The sequence below is a fragment of the Actibacterium naphthalenivorans genome (assembly GCF_014196965.1).
GTDB classification, from domain to species: Bacteria; Pseudomonadota; Alphaproteobacteria; order Rhodobacterales; family Rhodobacteraceae; genus Actibacterium_A; species Actibacterium_A naphthalenivorans.
Window position 1 is genome coordinate 456,539 of sequence record NZ_JACIEQ010000003.1, and the last position, 17,374, is coordinate 473,912.

The following is a 17,374-nucleotide window of genomic DNA, read 5'->3' on the forward strand; positions in this document are numbered from 1 at the left end:
GCAAGATGCATGTCATCTTTCGCGAAAGCCACGGGTTGGACGCGGCCGACACCCCCCAGGATCTGGGGCAGACGCCTGCGGAACTGGTGGTGCTGTCGTTTTCCGACAGCGATCTGGGGGCTTTCGCGGCAGGCTGGCATCGGGCGGGCGGCACGCTGCCGACGCTACGTCTGGCCAATCTGGCGGCGCTGAAACATCCCTTGTCGGTGGATGTCTATGCCGGGCAGACGCTGAAGGGGGCCAAGGGGATTCTGCTGCGCCTGATCGGTGGCGAGAGCTATTGGCCCTATGGGTTGGCGGCGGTGCAGGATCTGGCCCGGCGGCAGGGCATCGCGCTGGCCGTGCTGCCCGGCGACGGTCGGCCCGACGCGCGGCTGGATACGCTGTCGACCCTGCCGGCAAGCACCCTGCGGCGGCTGCAGTTGCTGTGCGATGAAGGCGGCGCGGTCGCCGCGCAGGCGGCGCTGGCGCAGTTGGCGCTGGCGGCCGGGCTGTATGCCGGGCCGGTCGCGGGGGCCAAGACGGTGCCCGACGCGGGCTTCTATCGCCCCGGCGCGGGGGTGATCCCGGCGCCCGCGCCGGGTGACAAACCGCTGGCGCTGATCACCTTCTACCGCTCTTACCTGACTTCGGCCGACACCGGCCCGGTGGATGCGCTGATCACGGCAGTCGAGGCGCGCGGCTTTGATGCCGTTGGTGTTTTCGCCCCCAGCCTGAAGGCGCCCGCCGTGGTCGGCTGGCTGCGCGCGCAGATCACCCGGTTGGCACCTGCCGCCCTCATCAACGCCACGGCCTTTTCCGCGCAGGGCGCCGACGGCGCGCCCTCGCCGCTCGAGGCGGCAGGCTGTCCGGTGTTTCAGGTCGCGCTCTCGACCGCCCGGCGCGAGGACTGGGCCAAGACGGAGCGCGGCCTCTCGCCCGCCGATCTGGCCATGCACGTGGTGCTGCCAGAGGTGGACGGGCGCATTTTCGCAGGTGTCACCAGTTTCAAGTCACCCTCGCCCCGTGACCCGGACCTGCAATATTCCCGCTTCGCCCATTGCGCCGATCCCGCGCGCGTGAATGCCATCGCCGACAGGGTCGCGGGCTGGCACAGGCTGTCGGCGCTTGCGCCCGGCGACAAACGGCTGGCGCTGATCCTGTCGACCTATCCGGGCAAGCGATATCAGATGGCCCACGCGGTGGGGCTGGACGCGCTCGCCTCCTGCGAGGCGATCCTGGGCGCGCTGAAGGATGAAGGATACGCCGCCGCCCCCATCCATGATCCGGGCACACGGCTGACAGGCGAAACCCTGAGCTGGCCGCTGGAAGATTACCACGCCGCGCTGGCCGCCCTGCCCGCCGCCTTGCGCGATGATCTGCAGCGCGCCTGGGGCACCCCCGAAGACGACCCGATTGCCCGCGACGGCGCGTTTCAATTTTCCGCCCTGCGCGCCGGCAAGGTGCTTGTCGCGCTGCAGCCCGAGCGCGGCGAGGTCACGGCCCGTGACGGCGACTACCACGATCTCAGCCGCACCCCGCGCCATGGCTACGTCGCCTTTTACCTGTGGCTGCGCGGGCAGGTCGACGCGTTGGTACATATCGGCGCCCATGGCACACTGGAATGGCTGCCAGGCAAGGCGGTGGCCCTGGCAGACGATTGCTGGCCCGAGGCGCTGACCGGGGCCCTGCCGGTGATCTACCCCTTCATCGTCAACGATCCGGGCGAGGCCGCTCAGGCCAAGCGCCGGATTGGCGCGGTGACGCTGGGCCACCTGCCGCCGCCCCTGGCGCAGACCGTGCTGCCCGAAGGGCTTGGCCGGCTGGAGCATCTGCTGGATGAATATTCCGCCGCTGATGGCCTTGATCCCGCGCGCCGCGACCGGCTGATCGCCGATATTCGCGCCGAGGCGCGGGGGCGCGGCGTCGAGTCCGATCTGGGCCTGCCCGCCGGCGCGTCGGCGGCCGAGGCGATTGCCCGGATCGACCGCTTCGTCTGCGACATCAAGGAAAGCCAGTTTTCGGAGGGGCTGCACATATTCGGCACGGGCGATTGCGGTGCCGCGGAACGGGCCGGGCTACTGAGCGCTCTGGCGGGGCGGTTCGTACCCCCGGGCCCCTCCGGCTCGCCCTTCAGGGGCCGGGCGGATGTTCTGCCCACGGGCCGCAACCTTTATACCACCGATCCGCGCGCCGTGCCCTCGCGCGCCGCCCATGCCCAGGGCGTGAAGCTGGCCGAGGAACTGCTGCGCCGGCATCTGCAGGATCATGGCGACTGGCCGCGCGGGCTGGTGATCGACCTGTGGGGATCGGCAACCATGCGCACGGCGGGCGAAGAGTTCGCCATGGCCCTGCATCTGGCCGGGCTGGCCCCGACGTGGGACGAAGGCTCGGCCCGGGTTTCGGGGTTCGAGGTGGTGCCGCTGGCGCTGCTGAACCGGCCCCGCATTGATGTGACATTGCGGGTCTCGGGCCTGTTCCGCGATGTCTTTCCGGGCCTTGCCCAGATGTTCGAGGCCGCATCGGCGGCGCTGTCCCGGCGCGACGAGGCCGACTCTGACAATCCCTACCTCCACCAGACGGCGCGGGTTTTCGGCCCAAGGCCGGGCCAGTACGGGCTGAACATGGATACCCATCTCGGCGATGGCACCGAAGCGGCCCGGCAGCTGGCCGGCGAGGCCTGGCTGGCGGCCTCGTCTCACGCGATCGACGCGCAGGGCCGGATCACGCTTGCCCGCGACGCGCTGGAAAGCCGGCTGCAGGCCGCAGACAGCTTCGTGCATCTGCAGGATCTGCCGGAAACCGATCTGCTGATGGCCTCCGACTACGCCGCGCATGAAGCCGGGTTCGCCGCCGCGATGGCACGGCTGGGTGCCCGGCCCCCTGCGCTCTATCATCTCGACGCCACGCGCCCCGACGCTCCGCGCGCCCGCAGCCTGGCCGAAGAGATCGCCCGCACCGTGCGCGCCCGCGCCGCAAACCCGGACTGGGCCACCGCCATGATCGCGCATGGCTTTCGCGGCGCGGCCGAGATCGCGGCAACGCTGGATCACATGGCCAGCTTCGCGCATCTGGCGGGCGTCGTGGGCCCGCATCTGTTCGATCTCTATTTCGAGGCCACATTGGGCCGCGACGATCTGGTCGCCTTTATGGACAAGGCCAACCCCGAGGCGCTGCGGGCCCTGCGCGACCGTTTCGCGGCCCTGCGCGCGGCGGGCCTTTGGCAAACCACGCGCAACTCGATCAGCGCCACGATGGAGGGCCGGGGATGAGCGATCCCCTGATCCGCGGATGGTGCCCCGGCGCGCTGCGCCCGATGGCCGCGGGCGATGGGCTGGTGGTGCGGGTGCGCCCCCGGATGGGCCGGCTGAGCCGCGCGCAGGCGCATGGCCTTGGGGATGCCGCGCTGGCCCACGGCAACGGCGTGATCGAGATGACAAGCCGCGCCAACCTGCAGATCCGGGGTGTGAGCGAGGCCGCCCTGCCTGCCCTGCAGGCCGACTTGCGCGCAGTGGACCTGCTGGATGACACCCCCGAGGCCGAGGCCCGGCGCAACATCGTGCTGAACCCCTTCCGCAACGTCACCCGTGACGCGTGGTTCCGCGATCACGAAGCGATGGCACAGGGGCTGGCGCGCGGGCTGGCCACCGCCGGAATGCCCCGCCTGCCCGGCAAGTTCGGTTTCGTCGTGGATGCGGATGTGCGTATCCGCTACCTCGCCGGCGTCAGCGGCGACATTCGCATCGAATCCGCCTGGGACGATCTGATCGTGCGCGCAGACGGGGCCGAGCTGGGCCGCAGGGTCGCGGATGAGGGCGCGGCCGTCGCGCTCGCGCTGGACATCGCCCGCTGGTTCGCCGCCTCGGGCGGGATCGGTGCCGACGGGCGCGGGCGAATGCACCGCCACCTGGCCGGCGGCGCGCGGCTGCCGGACGGGCTGGCCGGCGACACCGCGCCCAACCCGCCGGCGCAGCCGGTGCATCCGGGCTATTATGGCGGCGGCCTGTGCGTGGGGGCGGCCTTTGGCCAGTTGCCCGCCCACCGGCTGGGCTGGCTGGTGGACCGGGCGCAAAGGGGACTGTTCGTCACGCCCTTTCGCATGGTTCACCTGTGCCTGCCCGTCGGTGCGGCCGAGATCAGGGCCGCCGGGGATCTGATCACCGCCAGCCAAGATCCGATGAGGCGAGTCTTTGCCTGCACCGGCGCGCCCGGCTGCCCGCAGGCTTTGTCTGCCACCCGCAACGTGGCCACCGCCCTGGCCAGGACTTTGCCGGCGGGCAAGGTGCTGCATGTCTCGGGCTGTGCGAAGGGCTGTGCCCATCCCGGCCCCGCCGACATCACCCTGACCGCCACCGCGCCGTACCGCTTCAGCCTGATCCGCCATGGCCGTGCCGGCGATGCCCCCGCCCGGCACGGAGTGACGACCGCGCAGCTGTTCATGTCTCCTGACCTCATGACCGAAAGCACCTGAATGCCCCACAGCTATGAAACCGACGGCGCCAGGATCTACGCGCAGAGCTTTGCCACCATCCGGGCCGAGGCCGATCTGGCGCGATTCGATACCGATGAAGAACCGGTGGTGGTGCGCATGATCCATGCCGCCGGACTGGTGGGGCTGGAGCGCGACGTGCGGTTTTCGCCCGGCATGGCCCGGACAGCCCGCGAGGCACTGGCCGAGGGCGCCCCGATCCTGTGTGATGCGCGGATGGTCTCCGAAGGGATCACCCGCGCGCGCCTGCCCGCCCGCAACGAGGTGATCTGCACCCTGCAAGACGCGCGCGTTCCCGAAATGGCGCGCGAGATGGGCAACACCCGCTCGGCCGCCGCGCTGGAACTGTGGCGCCCGCATCTGGACGGCGCGCTGGTGGCCATCGGCAACGCGCCCACCGCGCTGTTTCACCTGCTGAACATGCTGGAGAATCCCGCCTGCCCGCGCCCCGCGGCGATCATCGGCTGCCCGGTGGGTTTCGTCGGCGCGGCGGAATCCAAGGATGCGCTGATGCTGGCCCCGCCTCTGCCCGCGCTGATCGTCAGGGGCCGGCTGGGCGGCTCGGGCATCACCGTGGCCGCCGTCAACGCTTTGGCCAGTCGAAAGGAATGACCATGGGCAAGGTGATCTGCGTCGGGCTTGGCCCCGGCGATCCCGAGTTGATGAGCGTCCGCGCCGACCGGCTGATCCGCACGGCGCGCGACGTGGCTTATTTTCGGAAAGCCGGCCGCCCCGGTCAGGCCCGTCAGATTGTCGAGGGGATGCTCGACGCCAGCGCCGTCGAGCATTCCATGGAATATCCGGTGACGACCGAGATCCCGGTCGCCGATCCCGAATACAACCGTCTGCTGGCCGGCTTTTATGACGACTGGGCCACACGGCTGGCCACCATGGCCAGCGACCGCGACGTGGTGGTTCTGTGCGAGGGGGATCCGTTCTTCTACGGCTCCTTCATGCATCTGCACAGCCGCCTGCAGGGCCGCACCCGGATCGAGATCGTTCCCGCCATCACCGGCATGTCGGGCTGCTGGACGGCCACCGGGCAGCCGATCACCTGGGGCGACGACGTGCTGACCGTGCTGATGGCCACACTGCCCGAAGACGATCTGGCCCGCCGCGCAGCAGACACCGACGCGCTGGTGGTGATGAAGATCGGCCGCAACCTGCCCAAACTGAAACGCGCGCTCGCGCGTGCCGGGCGGCTGCAAGACGCCTGGCTGGTGGAGCGTGGCACCATGCCCGGACAGAAGGTGCAGCCGCTTTGCGGGGTCGAGGCCCCGGTTCCCTATTTCACCATCGCCGTGGTCCATGGCAACGGGAGGCGGCCATGAGCGGCTGGATCACGGTGGCCGGGCTGGGGCCGGGCGACGATGCGCTGATCACGCCGCAGGTGCAGGCCGCGCTGGAACGTGCCACCGATATCGTGGGCTATTTCCCCTATGTCGCCCGCATCCCCCCGCGTGACGGGCTGATCCTGCACGGATCGGACAACCGGGCCGAGCTGGATCGCGCCGCCCATGCCCTGCGGATGGCCGCCGGCGGCCGCCGGGTGGTGATCGTCTCGTCGGGTGATCCCGGGGTCTTCGCCATGGCCTCGGCGCTGTTCGAGGCTGTCGAAAACGGGCCGCCCGCGTGGCTTGATCTGGATATCCGCGTCCTGCCCGGCATCACCGCCATGCTGGCCGCCGCCGCCCGGCTTGGCGCGCCGCTGGGCCATGATTTCTGCGCCATCAACCTCAGCGACAATCTCAAGCCCTGGTCGGTGATCGAGCATCGCCTGCGCATGGCCGCGCGGGGCGATTTCGCGATGGCGTTCTACAATCCGCGCTCAAGGTCACGCCCGCAACAGTTCGGCCAGGCGCTGGATATCCTGCGCGCGGAATGCGGCGGTGCGCGCCTGATTGCCTTTGCCCGCGACGTTTGCAAACCCGACGAGCGGCTGCTGACCACCACGCTGGCCGAGGCCACAGCAGAGATGGCCGACATGCGCACCGTGGTGATCGTCGGCAACGCGCAAACCCGGCGGCTGGGCCGTTTTATCTATACCCCGAGGTCGGCGTGATGACCGAGCCAGCGCAGAACGCCCGCCACCTCGTGGGCGACGGGCCGGTCCGGCACGGCGGGGCGGTCGATCAGCAGCACCGGCAGGCCGAGCATGCGCGCGGCGTCCAGCTTGGCGCGCGCGCCACTGCCGCCCGCATTCTTGGCCACGACCAGATCTATGCCGTGGCGCACCATCAGGGCCCGGTCCCCGTCGAGTGTGAATGGGCCGCGCGAAACCGCCACCTCGGCGCGGGGCAGCGGCAACAGCCCCTCCGGAGGATCGACCAGCCGCAGCAGGTAGAGATGCTCGGGGCGTGCCGCGAATGCCTGCAGATGCTGCCGCCCGATCGCCAGAAAGATACGCCCGGGGCTGGCCGGCAATGCCTGCGCCGCAGCGATGAAATCCGGCACATGCGTCCAGCGGTCGCCCGGCCCTGCCTTCCAGGGCGCCCGCTCCAGCGCGCAGAGCGGCACGCCGGCCTGCCCGCAGGCCACCACCGCATGGGTGCTCATCTGCGCGGCGAAGGGGTGGGTGGCATCGACGACGCGGGTGATCCCCTGTTCGCGCAGAAATTCCACCAGCCCCCCGATCCCGCCAAACCCGCCCACGCGCGTGGGCAGAGGCTGGGCAACCGGCGCGGAGGTACGGCCGGCATAGGAAAACACCGCGTCCGCACCGGCCTTGGCCAGCGCGCGGGCCAGCGCGCTGGCTTCGGTAGTGCCCCCGAGAACAAGGATGCGCGGCATGTCTGACCCCTGGTTAAGCATCATCGGTATCGGCGAAGATGGCCTGAACGGCCTGCCCGCCGCAAGCCGCGCCGCGCTGCAGGCGTCGGAAATCGTCTTTGGCGGGTCGCGGCATCTGGAACTGGCGCAGGTGCGAAAGGCGGGCCGCCCCTGGCCATCGCCTTTTTGCGTGGAACCGGTGCTGGCGTGTCGCGGGCGGAAGGTGGCGGTGCTGGCTTCGGGCGATCCGTTCTGGCACGGCGCGGGCGGATCACTGGCGGCGCATCTGGCGCCCGGGGAATGGCAGTGCTTTGCTGCGCCTTCGGCCTTCTCGCTGGCCGCTGCCCGGTTGGGCTGGCGGCTGGAAGAGGTCGTGTGCCTCGGCCTTCATGCCGCGCCGTTCGAACGGCTGGTGCCGGTGCTGGCCCCCGGCGTACAGGCGATCTGCCTGCTGCGGGGCGGCACTGCGGCGGGGGCGCTGGCAGCATGGTTGACGGACAAAGGCTTTGGCGCCTCGGAATTGCATGTCCTGGAGGCCCTCGGCGGGGGTCGCGAACGGATCCGCAGGGTGCAGGCGGATGGCTTTGATCTGGTCGGGGTCGTGGCCCCGGTGGCGGTCGCCATCTCTTGTGCCGGCGGGTCCGGCCTGTCCCGGGCCAGCGGATTGCCGGATGCGCTGTTCGCCTCGGACGGGCAGATCACCAAACGCCCGGTGCGCGCGCTGACCCTGTCGGCCCTGGCACCGCGCCCCGGCGAGCTGCTGTGGGATATCGGCAGCGGCTCGGGCTCCATCGCTGTGGAATGGGCGCTGGCCGCGCCGCGTGCGCGCGCCATCGCGCTTGAGCCGCGCGCCGGGCGATGCGCCAACATCCGCGCCAATGCCGAGTGTTTTGGGGTGGCGCATCGGATCGAGGTGGTGGAAGGCCGCGCGCCCGATGCGCTGGCCGAACTGCCCGCGCCCGATGCGGTGTTCATCGGCGGCGGCGCTGATGGCGCCCTTTTCGACAGGCTTTGGGCCGATCTCCGCGCCGGAACCCGGATCGTCGCCAATTCCGTGACACTGGAAACCGAGGCTCTTCTGGCCGGATGGCACGCGGACAAGGGCGGCCAGTTGCTGCGCTTTGATCTGGCCGAGGCGGCACCGCTTGGCCGGATGCGCGGCTGGGACCGCGCGCGCCCGATCGTTCAGTGGAGCGTGGTCAGATGAGAGTGGCCGGTATCGGATTTCGGGCAGGTGCCCCGGTGGCCGCGTTGCGCGAGGCCGTGGAACGCGCGGGCGGGCGGGCCGATGCGCTGGCCACCGCCGCCGACAAGGCAACCGCCCCCGCCCTGATGGCCCTGGCCGAGGCTCTTTGCCTGCCCGTTCTGTCGGTACTCCCCGCTCAACTCGCCCGCCAGACAACGCTCAGCCGATCGCCGCGCGTCGAGGCTCTTTGGGGCACCGGCAGCCTGGCCGAGGCGGCCGCGCTGGCTGCCGCCGGACCGGGGGCGCGCCTGATCGGCCCGCGTGTGCATTCCGCGGACGGCACGGCCACCGCCGCAATCGCAGAAGGAACAGACAGATGACCGTGCATTTCATCGGCGCCGGCCCCGGTGCCGCAGACCTGATCACCCTGCGCGGGCGCGACCTGATTGCCGCCTGCCCGATCTGTCTCTACGCCGGTTCGCTGGTGCCCGAGGCACTGCTTGCGCATTGCCCGCCCGGCGCGCGGATCGTGAACACCGCGCCGCTGTCACTCGACGAGATCATCGCCGAGATCAAATCCGCACATGCCGCCGGGCGGGATGTGGCGCGGCTGCACTCGGGCGATCTGTCGGTCTGGTCCGCCATGGGCGAACAGTTGCGCCGGTTGCGCGCCGAAGGCATCCCCTTTGACATCACCCCCGGCGTGCCCGCCTTCGCTGCCGCCGCCGCCGCGCTGGAATCCGAGCTGACCCTGCCCGGCGTGGCGCAATCTCTGGTGCTGACCCGGACCTCGGGCCGCGCCAGCGCCATGCCAGCGGGGGAGGCGCTGGAAAATTTCGCCGCCACCGGCGCGACGCTGGCCATTCACCTGTCGGTGCATGTGCTGGAGGATGTCGTGGCGCGCCTGACCCCGGCCTATGGCGCCGACTGCCCGGTGGCGGTGGTCTGGCGCGCCACATGGCCCGACCAGCGGATCGTGCGCGCCACGCTTGGCACGGTCGAGGCGGCCACGGGGGGCGAACGCGGGCGCACCGCGCTGATCCTTGTCGGCCCGGCGCTGGACTCGCGGGAGTTCAGCGAAAGCTGTCTTTACGCGGGTGATTACGACCGCCGGTTCCGCCCCGTGGGCACCAGCCCCAGATTCCCGGAGGGCCGCGAATGAGCCTGCCCCCCGGCCTGCTGATTTCGGCCCCCGCCTCGGGCACGGGCAAGACGACGCTGATGCTGGGCCTGCTGCGCGCCTTTGCCGATCAGGGCGTGGCGGTGCAGCCTTTCAAGAGCGGCCCCGATTATATCGACCCGGGCTTTCACCGGGCGGCTGCCGGGCGGGCCTCTGTCAACCTCGACAGCTGGGCGATGGGCGAGGCGCTGCTGGCGCATCTGCTGCAGGCGGCCGAGGGCGCCGAACTGGTTCTGGCCGAAGGCTCCATGGGCCTGTTCGACGGGGTCGCCTGCCCGGGCGAAAGCGGCAGCGGCGCCAGCGCCGACATCGCCGCGCTGACCGGCTGGCCTGTGGTGCTCGTGCTCGACGTTTCGGGCCAGGCGCAATCGGCGGCGGCCGTGGCGCGCGGCTTTGCCGATCTGCGCGCCGATGTGCCGCTGGCGGGCGTGGTGCTGAACCGGGTGGCCAGCCCGAGGCACGAGGCGCTGGTGCGCGCCGGGATGCGCGACGCGGGGATCGTGGTGCTTGGTGCCCTGCCACGCCGGGCCAGCATCGAGATGCCCGAACGCCATCTCGGGCTCGTGCAGGCCCAGGAGCATCACGCGCTTGATCATATCCTGTCCGAGGCCGCCCGGTTTGTCGCCGATCATATCGACCTGCCGCGCCTGCGCGCCGCCGCCCGCGTGACCCGGCCCATGATAGCATCGCCCCGGCGCACCCGCCCGCCGGGGCAGCGGATCGCGCTGGCACGCGACGCCGCCTTTTCCTTCGTCTATCCGCATGTCCTGGACAGCTGGCGCACTGCGGGGGCCGAGATCCTGCCCTTCTCGCCCTTGGCCGATCAGGCGCCGGACCCGCAGGCCGATATCTGCTGGCTTCCCGGCGGCTATCCCGAATTGCACGCCGGCACCCTTGCCGCCGCCCGAAGGTTCCGCGCGGGGCTGCGTGCCTTTGCCGAAACCCGGCCCGTGCATGGCGAATGCGGGGGCTACATGGCGATGGGCGCCGGCCTGACTGACAAGGATGGACAGCGCCATGCAATGGCCGGGCTGCTGGGGCTGGTGACCTCGTACCAGAAACGCAAGATGCACCTGGGTTACCGGCTTGCCGAGCTTCTCGCGCCCGTCTCCGGCCACGCCACCGGCGCCCGGCTGCGCGGGCACGAGTTTCATTATTCCACCATCGTCGACCAACCCGATGCACCGCTGGCCAAGGTGTTCGACGCCAACGGGGCTGAGGTGGCGGAGACCGGTTCCCGCAGAGGCCAGGCCACCGGCACTTTCTTTCACATGATCGCGGAGGCAACATGAGCGGGTTCGTCAGCTTCGTATCCTCCGGTCCGGGCGACCCGGAGCTTCTGACGCTCAAAGCGGTCGCGCGCTTGAAGGCCGCCGATGCGGTGCTTTACGATGATCTGTCGTCGGGGCCGATCCTGGATCACGCCCGCGCGGATGCCGATCTGGTGGGTGTCGGCAAGCGCGCGGGCCGACCCTCGCCAAAACAGGACCACGTCAGCCGCCTGATGGTCGAGTATGCCGCCACCGGCGCGCAGGTGGTGCGGCTGAAATCCGGCGACGCGGCCATCTTTGGCCGGCTTGAGGAAGAGATCTGCGCCCTGCGCGCCGCCGGGATCGCGTATGAGATCATCCCCGGCGTTACCGCCGCCAGCGCGGCCGCCGCCGCCACGGGCATCCCCCTGACCCGGCGCCTGACAGCGCGGCGGCTTCAGTTCATCACCGGCCATGACGTGACCGGCGCCCTGCCCGGCGAGATCAACATCGCGGCGCTGGCCGACGCCACCGCCACCACCGCCGTCTATATGGGGCGGCGCACCTTTGCCGAACTGGCCGGGCGGCTGATCGCCGGGGGGCTGCCGCCCGACACCCCCGCCTTGCTGGCCGAAGGCGTCTCGACACCGCAGCAGGCGCTCGGCCGCCACACGGTGGCGGAGCTTGCGGCGCTGTTGCCCGACAGGTGCACGGACGCCCCTGCCCTTATTCTCTATGGCCCCTTGACCGAGGAGGATTGACCACAGCCGGACAAACCGACAAGATTTACATGACGGTTCCCAAAGGCGCAAAGCGCCCGGGATGAAAAGGGAACACGGTGCGGTGTAGCCATCAGGCGCCAAACCCGTGACTGCCCCCGCAACTGTAAGCGGCGAGCCCGCCCGGACAATGCCACTGACCCCGCAAGGGTTGGGAAGGCCCGGAACGGCACGGACCCGCAAGTCAGGAGACCTGCCGTCAGGGGCATGCGCCCCGAAACCCTGACCCGGCTTTTGCCGGACCAACCCCTTTGCAACGCCGTCGGGTGAGACGGCAGGGAGAAAAACCGATGCATATCGAACCCGGACTCGTCGCCGGCGCCAAAATGGCGCTGAGCTATGCCACTGCCGCCGGTGCGGCCGCCTATGGCCTGAAACTGTCCATCGACACCATTCGTCAGTCGGGCGTGCCCGCGCTGATGCTGCGCGGCGCGATCAGCACGCTGCTGGTCTTCACCTTCTTTGAACTGATGCCGCATTACCCGGTGGGCGTGTCCGAGGTGCACTTTATCCTTGGCTCCACCCTGTTCCTGCTGTTCGGCGCGGGCCCGGCCGCGATCGGGCTGGCCCTTGGCCTGCTGGCGCAGGGCGTGTTCTTTGCCCCGTTCGATCTGCCGCAGTATTTCATCAACGTGACCACCCTGCTGGTGCCGCTTTATGCGGTCAGCGCATTGGCCAAGCGGATCATCGCGCCCGGCACCGCCTATGTTGACCTGAAATACGGCCAGGCGCTGGCACTTTCGACGGCCTATCAGGGCGGCGTGGTGGCCTGGGTGGCCTTCTGGGCACTTTACGGCCAGGGCTTCGGCGCCGAAAACATCGCCTCGGTCCTGACGTTCGGTGGCGCATACATGCTGGTCGTGATCATCGAACCGCTGGCGGATCTGGCGGTACTGGCGGGGGCCAAGGCGCTGCGCGGCCTGTCGAATACCCCGCTTCTGAGTTCGCGCGTCTACAACGCGGGCTGAAACCGCCCGAACCAACGTGCGCGGTCCCGGCAACGGGGCCGCACACCTTGCCGGAGCCCACATGATCACGCTCACCCTCGTCGGCATCGGTGCCGGCAATCCGCAGCACCTGACCCTGCAGGCCATCAAGGCGCTGAACGCCGCCGATGTCATCCTGATCCCGCGCAAAGGGCCGGGCAAAGACGACCTTGCCAGCCTGCGCCGCAAGATCTGTGCGCAAGTGCTGCAAACGCCGGGGTCGGAGCTGCGCGAGTTCGATCTGCCCGTGCGTGATCCGGCGACACCGGATTATCGTCGGCGGGTCGAAGACTGGCATGATACCATCGCCGACGTCTGGCTCAGAGAAATCACCGCCGCGCTGCCCGGCGGCGGCACGGTGGCATTTCTGGTCTGGGGTGATCCTTCGCTCTATGACAGCACGCTGAGGATCGCCGAACGCCTGAAGGGCCGGATGCCGATGGAGGTCCGCGTGATCCCCGGCATCACCGCGATGCAGGCCCTCACCGCCGGCCACGCCATTCCGCTCAACACGGTCGGCGCGCCATTCATCGTCACCACAGGGCGAAAACTGCGTGAGAGCGGCTGGCCCGAAGGGGCCGACACCATCATCGTGATGCTCGACAGCGGCGGGGCGTTCGAAGCCCTCCTTCCCCACGGCATCGACATTTGGTGGTCGGCCTATGCCGGAATGGAAACCGAAATCCGCATTTCCGGCCCTTTGGCCGACGTCCGCGATACCATCCTCGCCCGCCGCGCCGAAGCCCGCGCCAGCCACGGCTGGATCATGGATATCTACCTGATGCGCAAGCGCTGAACCGCACGGCCGGCCGGGCGCTAACACCGGATCAGACCGGGCCGCTCACAGCCCTCGCCAGACATCGCCGCGACTCCCACGAAAGATGAGCCGCCGCCATCGTGATCAGGCAAGCAGATCCTCCGCGATGCGCTTGGCCTCTTTCGCGCTGGTGTCCGTGTGAGACATTGCGGCAATCACGATTGCGCCCTCTTTCAGGATCAGCAACTGACGCGCCGAAACATGCGGGTCGGACAGCCCCGCCTGCCGTGCCAGCGCTTCGAAATGATCGACAAGCAGTTGTTTGTGCGCATATGCCTGCGCATTGATCGCATGGTCATGTTCCTGGAATTCCGCGCTCGCCTTGATGAACATGCAGCCTTTGAAATTATCTTCGCGGAACCATTCGCCCAACGCATCGAACATGGCCAGAAGCTGGCCTTTGGGCGTATCCGCCAGTTCTTCCATCCGTCTGTAGAGCCAGTTGCGGAAGTTCTCGTCCCGCAGGCGCAGCACCGCGAGGATAAGCTCTTCCTTGGTGCGAAAGTGCTTGTAGATCGAGGTTTTCGAAACACCCGTTTCCCTCGCGACAAGGTCCATCCCCGTCGCGTGGAAGCCGTTTCGATAAAACAGCATCAGCGCCTTTCGAATCAGTTCCGCACGCTTGCTCTGGCTCATCTCGCATCCCTCATTAACTGATCGGTACATATTTATCGGCACCGCGAGGGGCAAGCAACCCACTGATTAAGATTGTTTTTCCATACTGTTTTTGCCCTCGGAAAGATCGAGACTAGTGAGAAGGCAAATTTTCCCTTGATATGACTTACCGATCTGTACACCTTTGCGACAGAACATTTACCGACCTGTACACCATAACCTGCCCGTCAACCGGGACCCGCCCGAAGGAAAACCGATGACTGACCGCCGCGCCCCGCTTCCGCCCTTTTCGCATGATAGCGCGCTGCGCAAGGTCCGCGCCGCCGAAGATGCCTGGAACAGCCGCGACCCCGATATCGTGACCCCGGCCTATTCCGATGACAGCCGCTGGCGCAATCGGGCGGAATTCATCCGCGGCCATGACCAGATCCATGCTTTCCTGACCCGCAAATGGGCACGCGAGCTGGATTACCGCCTGATCAAGGATCTTTGGACCTTCGCCGAAAACCGCATCGCCGTGCGCTTTGCCTATGAATGGCGTGACGACAGCGGCCAATGGTTTCGCTCGCTCGGGAATGAGAACTGGCAATTTGCGGTAAACGGCCGGATGTGCTGCCGCATCGCCTCGATCAACGACGTGCCGATCCGCCCCGAGCAGCGCCTGTTCCTCTGGCCGCTCGGCACCCGCCCCGCCGATCATCCCGGCCTTGACCATTTCAACCTGTAGGAGACCTCAGATGGCCCTCGCATTTGCCCAGATCGCTTTTACCCCGTCCGTCCGTGACCAGCAGCAGCGCCTGGGGTCCGGAAACTATGCCAACCTCCTGTCGCCGGAGCGAACCGGCGGCGATACGCTCGGCCCTGCCGAAAGCGCATTCATCGAAGAACGCGACGGGTTCTACCAGGCGACGGCATCTGAAACCGGCTGGCCCTATGTCCAGTTTCGCGGCGGCCCCGCCGGCTTTCTCAGGGTGCTGAACGACCGGACGATCGCCTATGCCGACCTGCGTGGAAACCGCCAGTATATCAGCCTCGGAAATCTGGCTGCCAACAACCGGATATCGCTGTTCCTGATGGATTACGCCCATGCGCGGCGGCTCAAGATCTGGGGGCATGTGCACGTGATTGAAAGGGATACGCTGGCGGGCCGGGCCATGCCGCCCGATCTGTTTCCGGCCAAGGCGGAACGGCTGATCGTCATTCGCGTCGAGGCATTCGACTGGAACTGCCCCCGGCACATCCCCCGCCGCTTCACAGCCGGCGACGCGATCCGGAGGATCGAGCAGCTCGAACACCAGAACGCGCAATATCGCGCCGAGCTTTCGGCGATGCAGGCCCGAACCGCCGGCACCCCCCGGCCCTGACCCTCGGCGCGAAAAGCTGGTAGTTCAGGCCCCCAGCTTTTCGGCCGTATCTTCAAGGTGCACGAACCAAGGGGCGTTCAGGCATGCAGGAGGGTACTTGCCGTCGAAGGCCTCGATGTAGGCGTTCAACGGCAAGTCTAGCGCGCGCTCAGTTTGCTCGAGGCGTAGGCATAGGCGCGGACCAGCATGGCAAATCCCTCTTTCACATCCCGTTGGTCGACATCGGGGATGGCTGCGAGCCGCAGCAGCGACAGGGTGATGCGGCCGCGGCGCCGCAGCGCGGTGTTTGCCGTGGTCTCGGTCGTCATGACATCCAGATCGCGGCGAATGACCTCTTTCAGCCGTTGGGCGTTGCGGGCCGGATTGCGCGGCCACAGGAAATGGAACGCAAACGTGGCCACCGTCACGCCCAGAAGGATCGCCGCCGACTGGTTCAGCGCATGCAGCCAGCCGGACGTGGCCATCGCATCGCCCGGCTGCACGGTCAGCAGGAAGGTCATGTTCAGATCAATCGCCGCTTTCGCCGTGCCGGGGCGGCTCATGGCCCAGGCGCCCAGAAGCAGCAACGGGGCAATCGCCAGAATGGTCATCGCCAGCCCGTCGATATGGGGCATCACGGCGCCACTGTACAACAGCCCCGCCCCGGCACCCGCGATCGAGCCGCGCATGGTATCGCGCACGGCAAGCTGCGGGTTCGGAAAGTTGGAAAACAGCGTGGTGAAGATGGCCGCGGTCATCACCATATAGGGGCCTTGCGACCAGCCGCTGATCAGCCAGACCGCGCTGGCGAGGGTCAGGGCGCATCCCGTTCGGGTCGCGTTCTGGTGAAACGCCTGCCAGTCGGGCAGCGTCTGGTCGTTATAGGCGCCATGGGACGATGCGCCGTCCGCCTCGCTATCCGTCACGGCGGCATAGGCCGCGAGGACGGCCCGAAACGAGGCGGGAAGATCGAGCCTGCGCAGGCGCGCGGCCTCTTGCGCGCCGGCGCCGCCTTCGATCGCGTCCGCAAATGCGGTCAGGAGCTCGGGACCGGGGCGCGCGGCATCGTTCTGGCTGATATCGGCCATGAAATTGGTCAGCGCCGCCAGCAGCGTGCGCCCAAGCCGCGCCTGCTTGTGCCCTTTGAGAGACCCCGCCGCCAGAGCATCGCTTTCGGCTTCGATCGCGCCGATCTGGCGCAGCAGACCCAGCGGCCAGTCGGCTGCCAGCGCTGGCGCGGCAGCGGCGCGCAGCACCTGCTGCGTGATATCGTCCTGGTGGTCGCGGACAGACCCCGGGTTGGCATTGGCGGTGAACAGCCCCGACACCAGCGCCGAACACAGGATGCCAATCACCGTACAGGCAATGCGGCTTGCCGCCAGATCGTTTTGCAAAGCCGGATCCGTGACGCCAAGCAGCACAAGGATCGCCGTCGTATAGCCCACCAGAAGGATGCCATAGGACAGAAAATGGCGAAACAGGCTGGCCACGCCGGAACAGGTGGCCACCCAGAACGACAGCGCCGCAAGCATCAGCACAAGCGATCCATTGGTACTGGTAAAGATCACATAAGCCGCACAGGCACCGGTGAAGGTTCCCAGCAACCGGGCTACCGCGCGTTCGAACAGCAAGCCGCGATTGGCCTGTGCCACCAGCCAGACGGTCATCGCGGCCCAGAACGGATGCGCAAGCCCAAGCAGGGCGGAAAGGGTCAGGGCAAGCAGCGCGGCGATCGTGGTATGCGCTGCAAAAGGAAGTTGAAACTGCTTCACCGAAGACCTCAGAATAGTTCCAGTTTGCCCGGCAACCAGATCCGTCGGGCAAGGCCCGCTGCCGATGTCGCCGCGGGCGGCGGATTGCCTTGTAAAGGGCCCAAGCCCCACAACAAGGGCATGCGTTCGTCACGGCGCGTTCGGTCGTCCGCCGGGCAACAACTACACCACAATTTTACTTCTTGACCAGCGTGATAGCCCGTCGGAGG

The 17,374-nt window shown here is 68.2% G+C and carries 17 protein-coding genes and 1 riboswitch; of the genes, 14 read left to right on the forward strand and 3 right to left on the reverse strand.

All coding sequences use genetic code 11. The features are described 5' to 3' along the window. The first annotated feature begins 5 nt into the window (after nt 1–5). Genes cobN through cobJ form a run of 5 tightly spaced genes read left to right on the forward strand, consistent with a single transcriptional unit; the run spans nt 6 to nt 6,530 of the window. A complete protein-coding gene (gene cobN, locus GGR17_RS13530; protein ID WP_054540033.1) occupies nt 6–3,251 on the forward strand; it encodes a cobaltochelatase subunit CobN in 3,246 nt (1,081 codons plus the stop codon). Beyond that, nucleotides 3,248–4,450: a hypothetical protein gene (locus GGR17_RS13535; protein ID WP_054540034.1), complete on the forward strand. Its 1,203-nt coding sequence runs from the start codon at nt 3,248–3,250 to the stop codon at nt 4,448–4,450. The genes cobN and GGR17_RS13535 overlap by 4 nt, the downstream gene beginning before the upstream one ends. Next, the gene (locus GGR17_RS13540) at nt 4,451–5,080 is read left to right on the forward strand and encodes a precorrin-8X methylmutase (protein ID WP_054540035.1); all 630 of its coding nucleotides are present in this window, start codon (nt 4,451–4,453) and stop codon (nt 5,078–5,080) included. A 2-nt stretch (nt 5,081–5,082) separates the two neighbouring features. Then, nucleotides 5,083–5,799 (forward strand): precorrin-2 C(20)-methyltransferase, encoded by a 717-nt coding sequence (gene cobI, locus GGR17_RS13545; protein ID WP_369817416.1) that lies wholly within the window; start codon nt 5,083–5,085, stop codon nt 5,797–5,799. Then, nucleotides 5,796–6,530: a precorrin-3B C(17)-methyltransferase gene (cobJ, locus tag GGR17_RS13550; protein ID WP_054540037.1), complete on the forward strand. Its 735-nt coding sequence runs from the start codon at nt 5,796–5,798 to the stop codon at nt 6,528–6,530. Before cobI ends, cobJ begins: the two co-directional genes overlap by 4 nt. Here the strand turns inward: cobJ and GGR17_RS13555 are convergent. After that, on the reverse strand, nt 6,509–7,258 hold the full coding sequence (locus tag GGR17_RS13555; protein ID WP_054540038.1) for a cobalt-precorrin-6A reductase: 750 nt from the start codon (nt 7,256–7,258) through the stop codon (nt 6,509–6,511). The genes cobJ and GGR17_RS13555 overlap by 22 nt on opposite strands. On the opposite strand from GGR17_RS13555, the gene GGR17_RS13560 reads away from it, so the two are divergent. The 7 genes from GGR17_RS13560 to cobF all read left to right on the forward strand — a co-directional run bounded on the left by GGR17_RS13560 (nt 7,257) and on the right by cobF (nt 13,414). Then, a complete protein-coding gene (locus GGR17_RS13560; protein ID WP_054540039.1) occupies nt 7,257–8,444 on the forward strand; it encodes a bifunctional cobalt-precorrin-7 (C(5))-methyltransferase/cobalt-precorrin-6B (C(15))-methyltransferase in 1,188 nt (395 codons plus the stop codon). The two genes, GGR17_RS13555 and GGR17_RS13560, sit on opposite strands and share 2 nt — an antisense overlap. Continuing rightward, nucleotides 8,441–8,803 carry a cobalamin biosynthesis protein gene (locus GGR17_RS13565; protein WP_054540040.1) on the forward strand — a complete coding sequence of 121 codons (363 nt, stop codon included), beginning with the start codon at nt 8,441–8,443 and terminating at the stop codon, nt 8,801–8,803. The genes GGR17_RS13560 and GGR17_RS13565 overlap by 4 nt, the downstream gene beginning before the upstream one ends. Further along, complete coding sequence (cobM, locus tag GGR17_RS13570; RefSeq protein ID WP_054540041.1) at nt 8,800–9,585, forward strand: precorrin-4 C(11)-methyltransferase; 786 nt, start codon at nt 8,800–8,802, stop codon at nt 9,583–9,585. Before GGR17_RS13565 ends, cobM begins: the two co-directional genes overlap by 4 nt. Continuing rightward, the gene (locus tag GGR17_RS13575; protein ID WP_173585970.1) at nt 9,582–10,895 is read left to right on the forward strand and encodes a cobyrinate a,c-diamide synthase; all 1,314 of its coding nucleotides are present in this window, start codon (nt 9,582–9,584) and stop codon (nt 10,893–10,895) included. Before cobM ends, GGR17_RS13575 begins: the two co-directional genes overlap by 4 nt. After that, nucleotides 10,892–11,614 carry a uroporphyrinogen-III C-methyltransferase gene (cobA, locus tag GGR17_RS13580; RefSeq protein ID WP_054540042.1) on the forward strand — a complete coding sequence of 241 codons (723 nt, stop codon included), beginning with the start codon at nt 10,892–10,894 and terminating at the stop codon, nt 11,612–11,614. The genes GGR17_RS13575 and cobA overlap by 4 nt, the downstream gene beginning before the upstream one ends. A gap of 16 nt (nt 11,615–11,630) precedes the next feature. Beyond that, nucleotides 11,631–11,847: riboswitch (cobalamin riboswitch) on the forward strand. Between the two features lie 75 nt (nt 11,848–11,922). Then, nucleotides 11,923–12,600, forward strand: a complete 678-nt coding sequence (locus GGR17_RS13585) for an energy-coupling factor ABC transporter permease (RefSeq protein WP_054540043.1) — start codon at nt 11,923–11,925, stop codon at nt 12,598–12,600. 61 nt (nt 12,601–12,661) lie between these two features. Then, nucleotides 12,662–13,414, forward strand: a complete 753-nt coding sequence (gene cobF / locus GGR17_RS13590) for a precorrin-6A synthase (deacetylating) (protein WP_054540044.1) — start codon at nt 12,662–12,664, stop codon at nt 13,412–13,414. Nucleotides 13,415–13,519: 105 nt separating this feature from the next. On the opposite strand, the gene GGR17_RS13595 is transcribed toward cobF, so the two are convergent. Beyond that, nucleotides 13,520–14,071 carry a TetR/AcrR family transcriptional regulator gene (locus tag GGR17_RS13595; RefSeq protein ID WP_054540045.1) on the reverse strand — a complete coding sequence of 184 codons (552 nt, stop codon included), beginning with the start codon at nt 14,069–14,071 and terminating at the stop codon, nt 13,520–13,522. Nucleotides 14,072–14,306: 235 nt separating this feature from the next. On the opposite strand from GGR17_RS13595, the gene GGR17_RS13600 reads away from it, so the two are divergent. Together GGR17_RS13600 and GGR17_RS13605 are read left to right on the forward strand one after the other, a co-directional pair. Beyond that, nucleotides 14,307–14,777 (forward strand): nuclear transport factor 2 family protein, encoded by a 471-nt coding sequence (locus GGR17_RS13600; RefSeq protein ID WP_054540046.1) that lies wholly within the window; start codon nt 14,307–14,309, stop codon nt 14,775–14,777. A gap of 10 nt (nt 14,778–14,787) precedes the next feature. After that, a complete protein-coding gene (locus GGR17_RS13605; protein ID WP_054540047.1) occupies nt 14,788–15,414 on the forward strand; it encodes a pyridoxamine 5'-phosphate oxidase family protein in 627 nt (208 codons plus the stop codon). 137 nt (nt 15,415–15,551) lie between these two features. Here GGR17_RS13605 and GGR17_RS13610 read toward each other — a convergent pair whose 3' ends face one another. Continuing rightward, a complete protein-coding gene (locus GGR17_RS13610) occupies nt 15,552–17,165 on the reverse strand; it encodes an FUSC family protein (protein ID WP_054540048.1) in 1,614 nt (537 codons plus the stop codon). Nucleotides 17,166–17,374: the final 209 nt, after the last annotated feature.